16 protein-coding genes and 5 pseudogenes are annotated in these 18902 nt (G+C 31.0%); 20 read left to right on the top strand and 1 reads right to left on the bottom strand.

The window, feature by feature from the left end:
* Positions 1-159 precede the first annotated feature (159 nt).
* The 15 genes and pseudogenes from HMPREF2561_RS09745 to HMPREF2561_RS09680 all read left to right on the top strand — a co-directional run.
* Positions 160-345, top strand: a pseudogene (locus HMPREF2561_RS09745) (RimJ/RimL family protein N-acetyltransferase); the annotation flags it as partial.
* Between the two features lie 88 nt (positions 346-433).
* Positions 434-874: pseudogene (locus HMPREF2561_RS09740) on the top strand (GNAT family N-acetyltransferase); the annotation flags it as partial.
* Positions 875-1063: 189 nt separating this feature from the next.
* Positions 1064-1456: an Hg(II)-responsive transcriptional regulator gene (gene merR, locus HMPREF2561_RS09735; RefSeq protein ID WP_001863748.1), complete on the top strand. Its 393-nt coding sequence runs from the start codon at positions 1064-1066 to the stop codon at positions 1454-1456.
* A gap of 28 nt (positions 1457-1484) precedes the next feature.
* Positions 1485-3125 (top strand): mercury(II) reductase, encoded by a 1641-nt coding sequence (gene merA, locus HMPREF2561_RS09730; protein ID WP_049419736.1) that lies wholly within the window; start codon positions 1485-1487, stop codon positions 3123-3125.
* A 159-nt stretch (positions 3126-3284) separates the two neighbouring features.
* A pseudogene (locus HMPREF2561_RS09725) lies at positions 3285-4606 on the top strand (ISL3 family transposase).
* A 23-nt stretch (positions 4607-4629) separates the two neighbouring features.
* Positions 4630-4779: pseudogene (locus HMPREF2561_RS10790) on the top strand (GNAT family N-acetyltransferase); the annotation flags it as partial.
* Between the two features lie 471 nt (positions 4780-5250).
* Positions 5251-5808, top strand: coding sequence for a TetR/AcrR family transcriptional regulator (locus tag HMPREF2561_RS09720; RefSeq protein ID WP_017175641.1), 558 nt, complete (start codon positions 5251-5253; stop codon positions 5806-5808).
* Between the two features lie 126 nt (positions 5809-5934).
* The gene (locus HMPREF2561_RS09715; protein WP_017175642.1) at positions 5935-6819 is read left to right on the top strand and encodes a beta-keto acid cleavage family enzyme; all 885 of its coding nucleotides are present in this window, start codon (positions 5935-5937) and stop codon (positions 6817-6819) included.
* A complete protein-coding gene (locus tag HMPREF2561_RS09710; RefSeq protein WP_017175643.1) occupies positions 6819-7784 on the top strand; it encodes a 3-hydroxyacyl-CoA dehydrogenase NAD-binding domain-containing protein in 966 nt (321 codons plus the stop codon). The genes HMPREF2561_RS09715 and HMPREF2561_RS09710 overlap by 1 nt, the downstream gene beginning before the upstream one ends.
* A gap of 4 nt (positions 7785-7788) precedes the next feature.
* Positions 7789-8262, top strand: a complete 474-nt coding sequence (locus tag HMPREF2561_RS09705; protein ID WP_017175644.1) for a thioesterase family protein — start codon at positions 7789-7791, stop codon at positions 8260-8262.
* 132 nt (positions 8263-8394) lie between these two features.
* A complete protein-coding gene (locus HMPREF2561_RS09700; RefSeq protein WP_017175645.1) occupies positions 8395-9570 on the top strand; it encodes a betaine/proline/choline family ABC transporter ATP-binding protein in 1176 nt (391 codons plus the stop codon).
* The gene (locus HMPREF2561_RS09695; RefSeq protein ID WP_017175646.1) at positions 9567-10199 is read left to right on the top strand and encodes an ABC transporter permease; all 633 of its coding nucleotides are present in this window, start codon (positions 9567-9569) and stop codon (positions 10197-10199) included. The genes HMPREF2561_RS09700 and HMPREF2561_RS09695 overlap by 4 nt, the downstream gene beginning before the upstream one ends.
* Before the next feature lie 18 nt (positions 10200-10217).
* Positions 10218-11168 (top strand): osmoprotectant ABC transporter substrate-binding protein, encoded by a 951-nt coding sequence (locus HMPREF2561_RS09690; RefSeq protein WP_017175647.1) that lies wholly within the window; start codon positions 10218-10220, stop codon positions 11166-11168.
* On the top strand, positions 11168-11827 hold the full coding sequence (locus HMPREF2561_RS09685) for an ABC transporter permease (RefSeq protein ID WP_017175648.1): 660 nt from the start codon (positions 11168-11170) through the stop codon (positions 11825-11827). Before HMPREF2561_RS09690 ends, HMPREF2561_RS09685 begins: the two co-directional genes overlap by 1 nt.
* A gap of 24 nt (positions 11828-11851) precedes the next feature.
* A complete protein-coding gene (locus tag HMPREF2561_RS09680; protein ID WP_017175649.1) occupies positions 11852-12616 on the top strand; it encodes an alpha/beta hydrolase in 765 nt (254 codons plus the stop codon).
* 564 nt (positions 12617-13180) lie between these two features.
* On the opposite strand, the gene HMPREF2561_RS09675 is transcribed toward HMPREF2561_RS09680, so the two are convergent.
* On the bottom strand, positions 13181-13849 hold the full coding sequence (locus HMPREF2561_RS09675) for a Cthe_2314 family HEPN domain-containing protein (RefSeq protein ID WP_017175650.1): 669 nt from the start codon (positions 13847-13849) through the stop codon (positions 13181-13183).
* Between the two features lie 93 nt (positions 13850-13942).
* Between HMPREF2561_RS09675 and HMPREF2561_RS09670 the strand changes: the two genes are divergently transcribed.
* The 5 genes and pseudogenes from HMPREF2561_RS09670 to HMPREF2561_RS10785 all read left to right on the top strand — a co-directional run.
* Positions 13943-15484, top strand: coding sequence for an LA2681 family HEPN domain-containing protein (locus HMPREF2561_RS09670; protein ID WP_017175651.1), 1542 nt, complete (start codon positions 13943-13945; stop codon positions 15482-15484).
* Between the two features lie 139 nt (positions 15485-15623).
* Positions 15624-17228 carry an N-6 DNA methylase gene (locus tag HMPREF2561_RS09665; RefSeq protein ID WP_017175652.1) on the top strand — a complete coding sequence of 535 codons (1605 nt, stop codon included), beginning with the start codon at positions 15624-15626 and terminating at the stop codon, positions 17226-17228.
* Between the two features lie 2 nt (positions 17229-17230).
* A complete protein-coding gene (locus HMPREF2561_RS09660) occupies positions 17231-17770 on the top strand; it encodes a hypothetical protein (protein ID WP_017175653.1) in 540 nt (179 codons plus the stop codon).
* 24 nt (positions 17771-17794) lie between these two features.
* Positions 17795-18637 carry an AbiH family protein gene (locus tag HMPREF2561_RS09655; RefSeq protein ID WP_017175654.1) on the top strand — a complete coding sequence of 281 codons (843 nt, stop codon included), beginning with the start codon at positions 17795-17797 and terminating at the stop codon, positions 18635-18637.
* Positions 18638-18818: 181 nt separating this feature from the next.
* A pseudogene (locus tag HMPREF2561_RS10785) lies at positions 18819-18902 on the top strand (RimJ/RimL family protein N-acetyltransferase); the annotation flags it as partial.

Genomic DNA, 18902 nt, shown 5'->3' with positions numbered 1-18902 from the left:
TAAAACAGATGTATAAAAGCTTAACATATATCGTTAAAAGAATAATGAATAAGTTTAAAATTTTACAAATATTTAATAAGTTTATGTTTTTAATGTATGTAATTATGTTATTATACTTATAATTTATCGAATATTTTGAAAATATAGGAGGTTTTAATTATGTTTGGATATCAAATTAATGACCACTTAAAATTAAAAATATTAGAAGAACGAGAAGCGGATCAACTTTTTAAATTAGTAGATAGTAATCGTGAGTATCTAGCGGAGTTCTTGCCATTTGTAGCATACACAACTGAGGTTGAACACAGTAAGAAGTTTATTCAGTCGGCCTTACAACAATTTGCGCGTGGAGATGGATTTCCATATCCTCTTTAGTAGCGGTTTTTTTCTTTAAGGTTCATTAATAATTATATAAGCGGGTGGGATAGTTATGATCTTTGGTTATCAAATAGATAAAGATATTAAATTAAAGATATTAGAAGAACGAGAAGCAGGGCAGTTATTTAAATTAGTAGATAGTAACCGCAAATATCTAGCGGAATTTTTACCTTTTGTTGAACATACAAAGAGGGTAGAAGATAGTCAACACTTTATCCACTCAGCTTTACAACAATTTATCGATGGTAATGGGTTTCATTGTGGAATATGGAGTGATAAAAAACTGATTGGTGTTATTGGATTACATTATTTAGACTTAGTTAATAAACGTACCTCAATTGGTTATTATTTAGCTGAAGATTTCCAGAAGAAAGGCATCATGACTAGATGCACTAAAGCACTTATTCAATATGTATATGAAGAATATGATATTAATCGAATCGAAATACAAATGTCTATTAAAAATAAGGGGTCTTCGGAATATATAGTGGAATTACTTTCTTAATAGTTTAAAAACAACTGGTGTTTAAATCGGATTTTCTGGCGGGATGTTAGGATAATCAATAGTATTATATAAAAGTATCAATCACATACGAGTGATACTTTGGGAAAAAAATAAAATAGTCCAATTTACTTGACCGTGTACTATGGTACACGGTTTATAATATTCATGGGGTGAAATAAGATGATTTATCGCATTAGTGAGTTTGCAGATAAATGTGGAGTTAATAAAGAAACGATCAGATATTACGAGCGAAAAAATTTATTACAAGAACCTCACCGAACGGAAGCTGGTTATCGGATATATTCGTATGATGACGTTAAGCGTGTTGGGTTTATTAAACGAATACAGGAACTTGGTTTTTCTTTAAGCGAGATTTATAAATTACTTGGTGTTGTAGATAAAGATGAAGTTCGTTGTCAAGATATGTTCGAATTTGTTTCTAAAAAACAAAAGGAAGTGCAAAAACAAATAGAGGATTTAAAACGAATTGAAACTATGTTAGACGACTTAAAACAACGATGTCCAGATGAAAAGCAATTACATTCGTGTCCAATAATAGAAACATTAACATGAGAGATTAATTAACGAAAGGAGCTTTTTTATGAATAAATTTAAGGTAAACATTTCAGGAATGACTTGTACGGGTTGTGAAAAACACGTAGAATCAGCACTTGAAAAGATAGGTGCTAAAAATATTGAGTCTAGTTATCGTCGTGGTGAAGCAGTATTTGAACTGCCCGATGATATTGAGGTTGAAAGTGCAATAAAGGCGATTGATGAAGCAAATTACCAAGCCGGAGAAATTGAAGAAGTATCATCACTAGAAAACGTGGCGTTAATTAATGAAGACAATTATGACCTTCTTATTATTGGTTCTGGTGCTGCTGCCTTTTCTTCGGCAATTAAAGCTATAGAATACGGTGCAAAAGTTGGAATGATTGAGCGTGGAACGGTTGGGGGAACCTGTGTGAATATTGGCTGTGTTCCGTCAAAAACTCTTCTTAGGGCAGGGGAAATCAATCATTTATCAAAAGACAATCCGTTTATAGGTTTACAAACATTCGCTGGAGAAGTGGATTTAGCTAGTTTAATCACGCAAAAGGATAAATTGGTGAGCGAACTTCGGAATCAAAAATATATGGATTTAATTGATGAATACAATTTTGATTTAATTAAAGGTGAAGCAAAATTCGTTGATGCTAGTACGGTTGAGGTCAATGGGGCAAAGTTATCTGCAAAACGCTTTTTAATTGCAACAGGTGCATCGCCTTCGTTGCCCCAAATTTCGGGACTTGAAAAAATGGACTATTTAACTAGTACAACACTTCTTGAGTTAAAGAAAATACCAAAACGATTAACTGTAATTGGTTCAGGATACATTGGAATGGAGCTTGGACAACTATTTCATCATTTAGGTTCAGAAATAACGCTTATGCAAAGAAGTGAGCGACTTTTAAAGGAGTATGATCCTGAGATTTCAGAGTCAGTTGAAAAAGCGTTAATTGAACAGGGTATAAACCTTGTCAAAGGGGCAACTTTTGAGTGTGTTGAACAAAGTGGAGAGATAAAAAGGGTTTACGTAACAGTAAATGGCAGTAGAGAAGTCATTGAATCAGATCAGTTACTTGTTGCCACTGGAAGAAAACCAAATACGGATTCTTTAAATTTAAGTGCAGCAGGTGTTGAAACTGGAAAAAATAATGAAATCCTGATCAATGATTTTGGTCAAACAAGTAATGAAAAGATTTATGCAGCAGGAGATGTGACTTTAGGACCACAATTTGTATATGTAGCAGCCTATGAAGGTGGAATTATTACTGATAATGCTATTGGTGGATTAAACAAAAAAATAGATTTATCGGTAGTTCCTGCTGTTACGTTTACGAATCCGACGGTTGCAACGGTTGGTTTAACAGAAGAACAAGCAAAAGAGAAAGGGTATGATGTGAAGACATCTGTATTACCTTTAGATGCTGTTCCAAGAGCAATTGTAAACCGTGAAACAACCGGTGTATTTAAACTAGTAGCAGATGCAGAAACACTAAAAGTATTAGGGGTTCATATTGTATCTGAGAATGCAGGAGATGTCATCTATGCTGCATCATTAGCTGTTAAATTTGGCTTAACGATAGAAGATTTAACAGAAACCCTAGCACCATATTTAACAATGGCTGAAGGGCTAAAATTAGCTGCACTTACGTTCGATAAAGATATTTCGAAATTATCTTGTTGTGCAGGCTAAGGGAACTTTTTTACAACTCCCTATTCAAGTGAACCAGCTAATGCTTTAAGGGATTTTCTAAGTGCATTTGTGGTCACAAAAATAATTTAACACTGATGATTTCGACATCAAATCTATAATTGATACCTTAACACCGCAGAGTAATAAAGGATGAATAATATGTCAGACTTATTATCCCCCCCAGACATTAAAACAATAGAACCGCCACAAGAAAATGAAACCGATATGATGTTTAAAGTTGAAGCAGTCGGACCACCTGAACGTTGTCCTGAATGTGGTTTTGACAAGTTGTACAAACACAGTTCAAGAAATCAACTAATTATGGATTTGCCCATTCGTTTAAAGCGAGTGGGCTTACAATTGAACCGTAGACGATACAAGTGTCGTGAATGCGGATCTACCTTCTGGGAACGCCTAATATCTGTAGATGAAAAGCGTAGTATGACCAAAAGGCTTTTAAAGTCCATTCAAGAGCAATCCATGTCTAAGACCTTTGTAGAAGTCGCAGAAAGCGTTGGTGTTGACGAGAAAACCATTAGGAACGTTTTTAAGGACTATGTGGCACTCAAAGAACGTGAATACCAGTTTGAAACTCCTAAGTGGCTTGGGATAGACGAGATACATATTATCCGTAGACCTCGGCTTGTATTGACTAATATTGAACGCAGGACTATTTATGACATCAAGCCTAACCGTAACAAGGAAACATTCATCCAACGTCTTTCAGAAATCAGTGACAGGACTTACATTGAGTACGTCACAATGGATATGTGGAAGCCTTACAAAGACGCAGTGAACACTATCCTTCCACACGCTAAAGTTGTCGTAGATAAGTTTCATGTAGTTAGAATGGCTAATCAAGCCTTAGATAACGTCAGAAAGTCTTTGAAAGCCCATATGAGCCAAAAAGAAAGACGTACCCTTATGCGTGAAAGGTTTATCCTTCTAAAGCGTAAACACGATCTAAATGAACGTGAATCATTCCTCTTAGATACTTGGTTAGGTAATCTTCCTGCTTTAAAAGAAGCCTATGAACTCAAAGAAGAGTTTTACTGGATATGGGATACTCCTGATCCAGATGAAGGTCATCTTCGTTATAGTCAATGGAGACACCGTTGTATGTCCAGCAACTCTAAAGACGCATATAAAGACCTCGTGAGAGCCGTAGACAACTGGCATGTCGAAATATTCAACTACTTTGATAAAAGGCTCACTAATGCTTATACGGAGTCAATTAACAGCATTATTAGGCAGGTAGAGCGAATGGGTAGAGGTTACTCGTTTGATGCCTTACGAGCCAAAATCCTTTTCAATGAGAAGCTCCATAAAAAGCGTAAGCCACGATTTAATTCAAGTGCTTTCAATAAAGCTATGTTATACGATACTTTCAATTGGTATGAAGTGAATGACCACGACATTACAGACAACTTTGGTGTCGATTTTCCACACTTATTAAGAATTTGGAGAAGGGTGATTTATAAGCCCTTTTCCACCATAAAATCCGAATACCCAAAATAAGAAAAGCCGAGCTATACCAATAAGACTTGGATTCACACAAGAGGGTATATTGAGAAGTGATGAATGTTTACAAGGGGAATTCTCAGATAGTTATGTGTATAGCTTGTTGAGAAAAGAATATGAAAGTCAAATTTAAAGATGAGAAATTATTTAAAATTAATAATAGCTTTTAATTATTTAATTATCTACTTGACAGAAAGCGTTTTAAATGAGCGTTTCTTATATTTTAATACAAAGGTAATCAATAATTAAAATGGAAAAATACACTTATATTAAGTTTTCGCTTCTACTCTTATACAATCAATACAAAAGGTTAAAAATTTAAGTTCAATTTGATTTAAGTTCTGGAACTAAAACTTTCATAAAGGAGGTTTACATTCAATATAAATTAGGTTATATACATAGTTGAGATAGAAAGAAGAAAGCATTTTGAATTCTTTATCTTACTCTTAACTTTATACATTTTTTAAGTGTAATCATTTTGAATATAGTTAAAGAGATTAGAACGTAAAACTTTTTTTAAAATAATTTATATAATATAATAATTTCTATCTATTTAAGAGTAATATGTAAACAATATTGATTTTAATTGAAAGAAGGTGAATTGGTGGCAAGGAAATCTAAGAAACAGTATATTTTAGAATCTGCAGCTAATATAGTAAATAGACAAGGTACTGACTATTTAACATTAGATGCAGTAGCAAAAGAAGCAGGTATAAGCAAGGGTGGTTTGCTTTATCATGTTAAAAATAGAGAAGGTTTAATAAAAGAGCTTGTCAATTATGCTAATGAATTATATCGAGAAAATGTAAATAGCCATATTGATAATACACATTGTAAACAAGGACAATGGTTAAATGCGTTTATTGAAGCAACGAAAGAACATCGTGTTGAAAATGCGCCTATTACTTCTGCAATGCTTGCTGCACAAGGTTCAAATAAAGCGCTACTCTTACCATTAAAATCTTTATATGAAGATTGGCAATCTCAAATTGTTAATGACGGTCTAGATGAAGTAGATGCAACAATCATTAGGTTAGCCGTTGATGGTTTATGGTTATCAGAAGTTTTTGGAATAAGTGCAGTTGACGAAGCAATGCGTGAAAAAGTAATAAATCGGTTAAAAGAAAAAGTAGAAGTAGGTATTAATAAAGAAAAAAAATAAATTTTCAGGTTTTAAGCTGTTAGGTGAGAATGAAACTTTTCAGCTTATTTTTTATGTCATGGTTGAAACTTTACCGACCAGTTGGTATAGTTTATAACGTATTTAAAATATAAAGGAGTGCTTACCTTGAAAAAAGTGGTATTAACTGCAGCAATTACAGGCGCTGGAGATACAATTGACAAAAATGAAAATGTTCCAGTAACACCTCAAGAACTTGCTGATTCAGCAATTAAGTGTGCAAAAGCTGGAGCAACAGTAGCACATATTCATGTTAGAGACCCTAAAACAGGTGGGGTGAGTCATGATCCAGAACTATATAGTGAAACCGTAAGACTCATTAGAGAGGCAGACGAAGATATTATTATTAATGTAACAGCTGGTGGCGGTGGCGACTTTATCCCAAGTCAACAACACCCAGAAACAGGCGGTGAAGGAACCTGGATTCAAACACCAAAAGAGCGTCATAGACCAGTAGGAGACACATTACCAGAAATGTGTACGCTTGATTGTGGCAGCGTTAATATGGGAGATTCGATATATATTAGTCCCGCTTCATGGCTGAGAGAACAAGCACAAATGATTAAAGATGCAGGTGTACAACCTGAGCTTGAATGTTTTGATACAGGTCATGTCAGTTTTGCAAAGCAACTTGTTGATGAAGGTTTAGTCGAACAACCTATGTTCCAGTTTTGTTTAGGTATACCTTGGGGTGCTGAAAATGATGCTCAGACGTTAGACTATCTTATTTCAAGAATCCCTGAAGGTGCGCAATGGTCTGCATTTGGTATTGGTAGAATGCAATTACCAACAGTTAGAGAAGTTGCTAAACGTGGTGGAAATATTCGTGTTGGTCTTGAAGATAACCTGTATATTTCAAAAGGTGTTAAAGCAACAAATGAAGCATTAGTTGAAGAAGCTAAAAAAATAATGAAAGAATATGATTTAATACCATTAACACCTGCAGAAGCAAGAGAAAAATTTAATCTTAAAAATAATAAAGGAGATAAATAATGAAGTTTGCAGTAGTTGGAACAGGCGTGATTGGTAGCGGATGGATAACAAGAATACTCGCCCACGGCCACGAAGTTATTGCTACAGATCCTAGTGATGGTGCCTATGAAAGAATGCTAACACAAGTTAAACAAAACTGGCCTTATGCTAAAGAAATGGGATTATCTGAGGGAGCATCGTTGGATAATTTAAGCTTTACTACTGATTTAAAATCGGCAGTTAAGGATGCAGATCTTATTCAAGAAAACGTTCCTGAAGTAGAATCGATTAAAGATGCTGTTTTAAAAGAAATCGATTTTTATGCGAAACCGTCTGCCATTATCGGTTCAAGTACCTCTGGTATTATGCCAACTGAGTTACAAAAGAATTTAAAACACCCTGAACGTTTAGTAGTAGCACATCCTTTTCACCCAGTATATATTTTACCTCTTGTTGAAATTGTACCAGGTCAAAACACCTCAGAAGAGACAGTTATTAAGGCTGAAGAAGTTTATGAGAGTATTGGTATGGATGTGCTTCATGTGCGAAATGAAATTGAAGGACATATTGCAGATCGTCTAATGGAAGCATTATGGAGAGAATCATTACATATTGTTAATGATGGTATTGCAACAACAGAAGAAGTAGATAAAGCATTTACGCATGCAGCTGGTTTACGTTATGCTCAATATGGACCATTTATGACATTCCATCTTGCAGGTGGAGAAGGTGGCATGAGACATATGCTTAAACAATTTGGTCCTGCATTGAAAAAACCATGGACTAAGTTAGTTGCACCCGAATTGACAGAGGATCTTTATGAAAAAGTGGTACGCGGTAGTGAAGCGACTTCACAAGGATATACAATGTCAGAACTTGATCGAAAACGTAATGAATTCCTTATTAAAGTAAAACAACTCGCAGAAGAATACTGGCCTAAAGATACAGCATCAATGAAAAAATCTAAGCAACATCAGAAGGTGTAAAGCTATGACAGCTCAGTTTGTTTATCATACTGATGTAAAATCATCTTGGGTTGATTACAATGGACACATGAATGATGCTGAATATAATCGTGTGTTTAGTGATGCAACTGATGCTTGGTTAGCATACATTGGACTTGATCAAGAAGGAATTCAATCGTTACACTATACCATTTTTACATTAGAAAATCATATAACATTTTTGAAAGAAATGAAGAAATATGAACCTATTGAAGTAAGAGTGAGTTTATATGATTATGATAGTAAGAGACTTCATATCTTTATGGAAATGTTAAATGATGACATGGTATGTAGCGCAGTATATGAAGTTATGCTAATGGGAATAGATACAGTCACAAACCGACCGGCTCCATTTCCTAAAAGTATTACAGAATCTATAGTAGCGTATTTTAACCAAACTTCTGATGTAAATGTGCCTAAACAATTAGGCCATCAAATCGGAATTAGTAGAAACAAATAAAGTTTGTATTGATAATCGAATGCTTGAAATATTGAGGACTTAATGTGCCTTGTTTTTACTTAGTAAACTTTGTATAACATTCACTTTAAGTTCTCTTTTTTAATAAATGATAGATAGAGAGGAATTGGACATATGTTAAGCATTAGAAACTTATCAAAAGTCTATGCAGGTGGTAAGAAAGCGGTAGATAATATGAATATTGATATTGAATCAGGAGACTTTATCGCTTTTATTGGAACGAGTGGTAGTGGAAAAACAACTGCATTAAGAATGATCAATCGAATGATTGAATCATCAGAGGGCGAAATTACAATTAATGGCAAAAATATTAAAGATATCAATGCAGTAGAATTGAGAAGAAGCATTGGTTATGTAATTCAACAAATTGGTTTAATGCCTCATATGACAATTAAAGAGAATATTGTACTCGTACCTAAATTATTAAAATGGTCGCAAGAAAAAAAAGATAAAAAAGCAAAAGAACTAATTAAACTTGTTGATTTACCTGAAGAGTATTTAGAACGATATCCTTCACAGTTATCTGGTGGGCAACAACAACGTATTGGCGTGATTCGTGCACTAGCAGCTGAACAAGATATTATTTTAATGGATGAGCCGTTTGGTGCTTTGGATCCTATCACAAGAGATACATTACAAGATTTAGTAAAAAAATTACAACAACAATTAGGAAAAACATTTATTTTTGTAACGCATGACATGGACGAAGCCATTAAATTAGCAGATAAAATTTGTATTATGACGAACGGTAAAGTAGTGCAATATGATACACCAGATAATATTTTACGTTATCCCGCTAATGATTTTGTTAAAGACTTCATTGGACAAAATCGCTTGATTCAAGATAGACCAAATATTAGAACTGTAGAAGACGCAATGATTAAGCCGATAACTGTACATGTTGACGAATCATTAAATGATGCAGTTAATATTATGAGAAAATATCGTATAGATACCATTTTTGTCGTTGACAATCAACATCATTTACTTGGTTATTTAGATATTGAAGATATCAACCAAGGATTACGTAGTAAAAAAGAATTAATTGATACGATGCAACGTGATATTTATCGCGTTAAGGTAGATAGTAAATTACAAGATACAGTACGTACCATTCTTAAGCGTAATGTAAGAAATGTTCCTGTTGTTGATACGGACGGACATACTTTAATTGGACTTGTAACACGTTCTAACCTAGTTGATATCGTATATGATACACTTTGGGGTGGAACGACTACTGAAAATCAAGGTATTGTGGATCCTAAAGAAATTGGGGCTGATAACGTATGAATTATTTAGTAGAAAATAGTGGTATGTTACTGAATAAAACGTTAGAGCATCTTTACATTTCTATCATGGCTCTCATACTTGCTATGATTGTTGCCATTCCTTTAGGTATTTTGTTGTCAAAGAAAGAAAAGCTATCAAAGGTGTCGTTAACTATAGCTGGTATTTTACAAACGATTCCTACACTAGCGATTTTAGCTTTAATGATTCCCTTATTTGGTGTAGGTAAAGTAACGGCAATTATTGCGTTATTTATATATGTTTTACTACCTATATTAAATAATACAATTGTGGGTGTTCAAAATATAGATCGTAATATTGTAGAAGCTGGCCGCAGTATGGGAATGACTAATTTTCAATTAATGAAAGATATTGAATTACCTTTAGCATTACCAATGGTTCTAAGTGGGATTCGTTTGTCGTCAGTCTATGTGATTAGTTGGGCAGCACTTGCGAGTTATGTTGGCGCTGGTGGTTTAGGTGACTTAATCTTTAATGGTTTAGCATTATATGAACCAGAAATGATTATCGTAGGTACGATTTTGGTAACGTTGTTAGCATTAATCGTTGATTTAATTTTAGCTCAAATTGAAAAATGGATTATACCAAAAGGACTTAAAATTTCCAGATAAACAATAAAGGAGGACATTATGAAATATTGTAAAAAGTATATTGTTGTTTTAGTGCTATGTCTAACTGTGTTATCTGGATGTAGCTTGCCAGGTTTAAAAAATAGTAGTTCAGATGATGAGGTTAGAATTACATCTCTAGGAACAAGTGAATCTCAAATTATTTCACATATGTTAAGACTACTCATTGAACATGATACAGATGGAAAGATTAAACCAACTTTAATCAATAACTTAGGGTCTAGTGTAATTCAACACAATGCTATTACGAGTGGCCAAGCTAATATGTCAGGTACGCGATATACAGGTACGGATTTAACTGGTGCATTAGGCGAAGATCCAATTAAAGATCCTGATAGAGCAATGAAAGTGACACAAAAAGGATTTGAAGAAAAGTTTAATCAGACTTTCTTTAATTCATATGGTTTTGAAAATACATATGCACTAATGGTAACAAAAGAAACAGCACAAAAATATAATTTAGAAACAGTTTCTGATTTAAAGAAACATGCTAAAGATTTGAGAGTAGGAATGGATAGTTCATGGCAAAATCGTAAGGGTGATGGATATCCTGGATTTAAACAAGAATACGGTATCCATTTTGGTACTGTTAGACCAATGCAAATTGGTTTAGTATACGACGCATTACATTCAGGTAACTTAGATGTCGCTGTAGGCTACTCAACTGATGGTCGTATCGCGGCTTATGATTTAAAAGTACTGAAAGATGACAAGCAGTTCTTTCCACCTTATGATGCTAGTCCTTTAGCAACAGATAAACTATTAAAAGAAAAACCACAATTAAAACCAATTATTGAAAAATTAGAAGGTAAGATTTCAACTGAACAGATGCAAGAATTAAATTATCAAGCAGATGGAAAAGGTAAAGAGCCAGCAACAGTAGCAGAAGATTTCTTGAAAAAACATGATTATTTTGAAAATGATGCAAAACAGAAAGGCGGTCGAAATTAATGAATGGTAATTTATTTGAACAACTTATTTCTTACTATCAAACAAATTCAGGCTACCTTTTTGAATTGTTTATTAATCATTTCCTAATGTCAGTGTATGGTGTATTATTTGCGTCAATTATAGGTATTCCTTTAGGCATCATTATTGCACGATTTGGAAAATTATCAGGCGTTATCATTACTTTAGCGAATATCATACAGACTGTTCCTGTCATTGCGATGTTAGCGATGCTTATGTTAGTAATAGGATTAGGCATCAATACGGTTATTTTTACAGTATTCTTGTATGCTTTACTTCCAATTATAAAAAATACTTATACCGGTATTAAAGAAGTAGATATTAATATTAAAGATGCTGGAAAAGGAATGGGAATGACACGTAATCAAGTCTTACGTATGATTGAGTTACCACTTTCTTTATCAGTAATTATTGGTGGCATACGTATTGCACTCGTAGTTGCAATAGGTGTTGTTGCTGTTGGTTCGTTCATTGGAGCGCCTTCACTTGGTGATGTCGTTATTCGTGGTACGAATGCTACTGATGGTACACTATTTATCTTGGCTGGTGCATTACCAATTGTTGTGATAGTAGTTCTTATAGATATTGTTTTACGTCTAGTAGAGAAAAAATTAGATCCAGCTACACAAACGAATAATTAATAAAGTATTTAAGGAGTAGATAATATGGCTTTAATCCAGATGAATTACTTATCAAAAACACTTGGAATGCATCAATCTTTAAATATTATTTTACCTGAAGATGACAGTTACTTTGATCCATCGAACGAGACAAAAAAACTTAAAACAATGTTGTTATTTCATGGACTATCTAGCGACACTCACTCGTATATAAGATATACAAGTATAGAACGATATGCTAATGAATATCAATTAGCGATTATAATGCCTAATGCAGATCACAGTTTTTATACGAATATGGCTTTCGGACACAGTTATTATGATTACATTTTAGAAGTTTACAATTATGTACACCAGATTTTACCGTTGTCTAGAAAAAGAGAAGATAATTTTATTGCAGGGCATTCAATGGGAGGATATGGAACAATTAAATTTGCACTAACACAAAGTCAATTGTTCTCTAAAGCTGCTCCTTTATCTGCCGCATTCGACGTTTCCATGCTTAAAAATTACAAATGGTATGATTTTTCACCAGAATCTATAGTCGGAACGAATAAAGAAATAGTTGGTAGTAATTTTGATCCTTATTATCTTGTTGATAAAGCTATAGAGAAAAATATTGATTTACCAGAGTTATTAATTATGTGTGGTACAGAAGATGAACTTTATAAAGGTAACTTAGATTTTATTAACTATTTAGATAAAAAAAATGTACAGTATGACTTTATAAAGAGCCCAGGAAAACATGATTATGCATTTTGGGATAAAGCTATTGAGAAAGTAATTAAAATATTTACAAATAATATATAAAATAATAAGACCATTAGTCTAACAATTTTGACTAGTGGTCTTATTATTTTATTCTTATATAGAAAGATTTAATATTGATTATTCATTTACAAGTTAATTTAAAAATCAATATATATTATTTAAGGCAATAGCAACAATTGAGTTTTATTAAAAAGGATATTTTGTTATTAAACAAATAATTCAATAATTTTATAGATTATATGTAACTAATAAAGAAATTGATAAATAAATTATTACAAATATAAATGAGGGGAGAAGATATAAAAATTTTATTATTAAAAAGAAATTATGAAATAATTATTCATATCTTCCCAAAGTTTTGTAATTTTAATGCTTTTTTTCGTGCTTAGTAAGCCATGTAATTTTGAAGTATAGAAAAATGTAATTTTACTTCTTTTATATTTTGTTGATAGCAACTCTATTAGTCATATTTTCTAATCTTCTTTTGTTTCTAATTTTTCTAGACGAGACAAAGGAGTATCAAACATTACTATAGCTTTAATAGCGGTTTTGATTAATCCAAAGCCTTATTAATAGATACTTTTTTATTTATTTATACGAAGCTTAATCATTAGTTAAACCTACTACTTGCTTAATATTCTTAGCTCTTTTTTTTAGTTTTTTTAAATCAGATTCAATATCGTCCACTAAACTATTTAAACTTGTTATCATGGTAGAATAGCCTCGAAACATAGTAATGCCATTTTCTACAGTTGGGTTACTATTGGGTCTGTAAGGCATTATATTATGTGTGTATTCATCTCTATATCTCATAGTACGTATAGGAACATCTTTATTAAGGATATTGCCGATTTGTCTATGTGTGTCGTTATTTGAAGCTATCAAATTTTCTACTAAATTTCGTTTAAAACCTATATCTTTTTTTACTTCATAATGTGAAGTATATTCTTGAGCTAATGAATATAATAAATCATTTAATGTATGTAGAAAATGTAAAGTAATATTATGAAAATAAAAAACCCAATAATAGTTTCTTTCTTCTTCGTTAACAGTTTCAATTAAATTTATTGAATATTTTAAATTTACAAAAGAATTACAGAAATATTCACAGGTATCATGTATAGAATTAATAGTAGAAACTATATTTGAGCCTAACCTATCCAAACCATTAATCAAATCATTAAATTTAGAAAAGTCGAATATATCTAATTCTTTAAGTAGCTGATCGTATTCATATTCAAAATAATTTTCATCAATAAAAAATGGTTTCATTGATTTTAGTTCCCTTCATTTTTGAGTATAATTATTTTAATATATTTTGAACAATAGGTAAAAGCTTACAAAAAACTAAAAGAGGTAAAGTGAATGAAGTGGTATAAAAATGAACAATTATTGAATTACGCGAAGAAAGCTGATGAAGCTTTAGATAAAAAGGATCCCAATTCATTATATGAAATTAGTGAGAAATTGGAAAAATTATCAACCGATTATGTTGAATCTAAGATGATGTATGCTTATTATTTGTACATTAGTTTTACTAGTTTAAATAATTACATTGATATAAAAGTTAATAACAAAGAAACCGTAGAATGGGAAAAACTAATTGAAAAAAGCTTGTTTTTAGCTAGAACTGCGATTAATTCAATGGACGAATATTTAAAAGATACTGAAATTGATGAGATAGAATACATATATTTAAATGGTATATATAATAGTGTAAAAACCAATTATTGTAATCTACTTATTTCTATAGGGAAATATTCATCTGCAATATTTGAGATGAGAAAATTAGCAACTTCTCAGTTTGGTATGGCAATTGGAAATTTAGGGACAGAAATTTTTGATTATGCTTGTTTTGATTATACAGATAATAAAGAGTCTCTTTATAAATACGCTTATCAATTGTTAGATACGGCTTTAACTTATGAGGATAGTATAGTACATCCTAATGCAAAAGCTTTTTATCAAAGTAAAATTGATATTCTCGATGAAATCGATAATTTTAATCCGTATGATACAGAGTACAATGTGGAATCTATATTAAAAAAAGATAGATTAGATGATCATAACTTTACAAATAATATTACTAATGAAGACTACTGGGATTGGGTGGCAGAAAATAGTTTAGCATTGAACACAATAAATGATATAGATTATATGACTAAAAATAATCAAGACACTCTTCATTTGCCAAATATATTAACGTCAATTAATGATCATTCATCATTTTATGGAATTTTTAATCAAATTAAACAAGAGTATTGTTCTGCCAGATATATACTTTATGAAGGGATGTATAATAACAAGAATCATTTTTCAGATGAAAATGTATATTTAGTAAATACAATTGACTATCCTAAATATGGTTTAAATATAGAAAGAGTAAAGGCAGCATATAGAAGTGCTTATGCATTGTTTGATAGAATTGGATATTTTTTAAATAAATATTTCAAATTAGGATTGAAAGATCGTGAAGTTTCTTTTAAAAGAATTTGGCAAAGTGCTAATAATGAAATATATGAGGTGTTTAAAAATAATATTGCCTTAAAAGGCATGTATTGGACGTATAAAGATTTATTCGCTAAAACTAAATCAAAGAATTTGGATTGTATAGATAAAAAGTTAAGACGTACTTATACGATAAGAAATATAATGGAACATAGGTATTTAAAGGTATTAGATAGTAATTTTATAGATCAAGCCACTAGTGATTATGATAACTTATCATATACTATTACATCAGATGAATTAAATGAGTTAGGGATTAATTTAATTAGAATATGTAGAGAATTAATTATATTATTATGCTTTACAGTAAATATAAATGAAAATAATATAAATAAAGATGAAAAAGATAAATTTGTAATTATGGCGCTCCGCGAATTTAGTGACGAATGGAAAATTTAAAATAAAGTAGATTTATAAGCTAGCGATAAAATCAAGTCGCTAGTTTTTTCAGTTTAAAAATTAAAAGGTTAAATTTAACCGTTGACAATTAAAGGGTAGTGCTATATACTTAGGTTAACGTTAACCGAGGGAGGAAATTATGTTGGATTTATTGAAACAAGTAAACACATTAAGGGGTTCAATGACATTAGAAGAATTACAGGAATTAGTAATTAAAAAAATTAGCAAACAAGAAATTGACAATGAGTTTAAGGATAATTCGACTAAAGAAATAATCAAACAATTAGAAAATAAGACAGTTCAAGAATTACAAAGTATTTATTATGACTTGCAAATTATGAATCGTCATTCAGTATCAACTTATACTGAGTCTATCGAATCGCTATCTTTAGAGATTTTCAAAACTTATAGTAATCAAAATTCACTATTAGATTTAGGTTCGGGAACAGGACATATGCTATGGAGAGCGAATAAGGAAGGTCATTTTAAATACTTAAGGGGTGAAGAAATTAATCATAACGTAGCTGAAATTAGCGAACAGCTTCTATCTCAATCAGAAACGAATATAGAAATTAAAAAAATTGATTCTACTTTAAATTTTGGAAGCAATGATAAATTTGAATGTATTTATTCAGATGCATTATTTTTAAATGCAGATAATAAACGTTTAAAACAAATTGAAGATTCCGCTTCTAACAGTTATCTAAAGACAAGAAGTAAATTCTCTGAATGGATATTTACAAATCGTATTTTAAATAATTTAGAGGATAAGGGTGTAGGAACTATTGTAGTAAGAAACGCTGCTACATTTACTGAAATGGCTAAAGATATACGTAAAGAGTTGATAGAGAAGAATTTAATAAAAGCAGTTATTCAACTTCCTTCGAACTTGATTACTAATACGGCTATACCTACAACTTTATTAATTTTGCAAAAAGACAATAGCGATAAGATTACATTTATTGATGCTTCAGAAATTTATACTCAAAAGGGCAGAATGCAGAATACTTTTGAAGATGAAAATATTACAACTATTATGAAAGCGCTAGAAGAAGAAACTGAAATTTCTGTAAAAGTGAATAAACAAGAAGTCAAAGATAATGACTATAATTTATCTCCTATTCGTTATTTAGTTAATATTGAAGATCGTCTTGTAAGTCCTACCGAGTTAACTAACATCGTAGAAACGATTCGTGGAAAAGATGTATCTAAAAAAAGATTAGATGAGGAAGAAAGTAAAGATAAATCAGGTTACTTACTTAATTTATCTGATGTAAAAGATTATAAAATTGATACTCCTAAACAACAAATCAGTCAAGATATACTCGATGAATATGAGAGATATCTATTAAAACCTAAGGATATTGTATTAAGTACAAGAAGTTCGGATTTAAAAATAGCTATTGTTACCGAAAGTTTAGCTAAAGATAATCTAATTATTTCTTCTAATTTTAATATTTTAAGAATTAAAGACGATAAAGTGAGTCCTTACTATTTATTTGCATTTTTAACAAGTGAAATAGGTGTTGAACAGTTAAAACAACTAATGACAGGAACTGTGATTAATGTTATTTCACAAAAATCTTTGCAAGAATATAAGGTGTCTATGCTAGATGAAGAAACTCAAGAAGACATCGCCTTTAAAATGGAAGAAGAATTACTCGAATATTATAGTTATCTGAAAAAAGTCAAAAACTTTAAAGAAAAATTACCACAACTTTTTAATGAAAACGGAGGGGAATAGGATTGGGTAAATTAAGTATCGAAGAACTAAATGATTTTTTAGAAGAATTGTTCGAGAGATTAAAACAAGAAGCAAGGCTATACAATCAACAAAGTGAATTTGATACTTTCTTAGAACGTTATCAATTTGAGAAAAATGATAGTAATCAAGGTCATCTTTATAATGACAATGCTAAAGTTCTCATTTTAGGGGTAAGAAACGGGGGCTTAAAAGCTAAAGATATTAACGGCATATTTAAAAAAGCGAGTTTAAAAGATAGATATGAAATTGTTGAATATGATGATTTAACAAATTTTGATATTTCTACTTTAGAAAATTCAACACAATACACGGATGTATTTATTGGTGCTGTCCCTCACAAAATGAGAGGGATAGGTGACACCGATAATCCAGTCCAAACGATTATGGATGGATCAGAAACGATTTATCCTAAAATACATAAACTAATGACAAGTTCAGGCTTAAAAATAACTAAAACAAATCTAACAGATGCTATAGCTAGTTCAGTAATATTTGATAATACGAGAGTAATTACTAGTTAGAACATAAACTAAGGGGGAACAAAAATGAATTTATACGTAATTGGGAATGGCTTTGACATAGACCATCACATTGCTTCAGCTTATACAAACTTTAAAGAATCTTTAGCTGATTCAGATGATGATAATGCGAAATTATTGCTTGAAATAATTGAAATAGCTCATCAAGAAAATCAAGAAAATTTATGGAAAGATTTAGAAGAAAGTATAGGTAGACTAGATTTAGATTACGTTGTTAAAAAGAGCGATAAGTATATAAATCCAGCTATTACTTTTTCTACAAGTTTTAGCTTTTTTTTTAAAAAGTGGATAGAAAAATTAAAAAATGATAAAATTTCTGAAGCAACTCCTAAAAAAGATTTGAAATATTTATTTAATAAAAATGAAGATATATTTTTAAGTTTGAATTATACCCCTACTTTGGAAATGCTTTACAACATTAATAAGAATAATATTAAATATATTCATGTAGTTAAAGATGGCGTAGGTTATGAATTTGGACATAAAAAAGTAGAAAATATTCATTCAATAGGCCATTCAGCCTTTGGTTTTAATAACTACCTAAAACATCAGTTAATAAAAGATACTTCTAGAATATATAAAGATAATCAAAATTGGTTTGAAGATTTATCCGACAAAAAAATTGAAAATATATATTTTTATGGTTTTAGTTTTGCGGATATCGATTTAATATATATAAAAGGTATTTTTAATAATATTAATAAAAACGAATTAGAAAATATCTATTTATATAATTATAAAACTCAAAAAGAACAAGAATACGAAGAGCAAAAGAGTATATTAAATAGTTTAATAGACGAAGCTGAATTAAATAAAAAAGTAAAAAGATTTCTAATATTAGAGGATTAAAAGAAAGTATCCCTCATTTTGAAGGGATGCTTTTTATTTACAAATTAAAGTAAAAGGAAATATAAATAAATTCAAACTCAAAATTTAATGTAAATTATACTATTACAATATATATATCTATGCTATTATGACTTTAATTTACTGAATAATTAGGAATTTTTACTGAAGGGGGATCGGGATGATGTTTGGGTACGAGGTCAATGAACATGTTAAGTTGAAAATTTTGGAAGAACGTGAAGCGGATCAACTTTTTAAATTAGTAGAT

Origin of the sequence: Staphylococcus sp. HMSC069E10 (assembly GCF_001809205.1) — a bacterium.
Lineage (GTDB): Bacteria > Bacillota > Bacilli > Staphylococcales > Staphylococcaceae > Staphylococcus > Staphylococcus hominis.
This window is presented reverse-complemented; position numbering and strand designations above follow the sequence as displayed.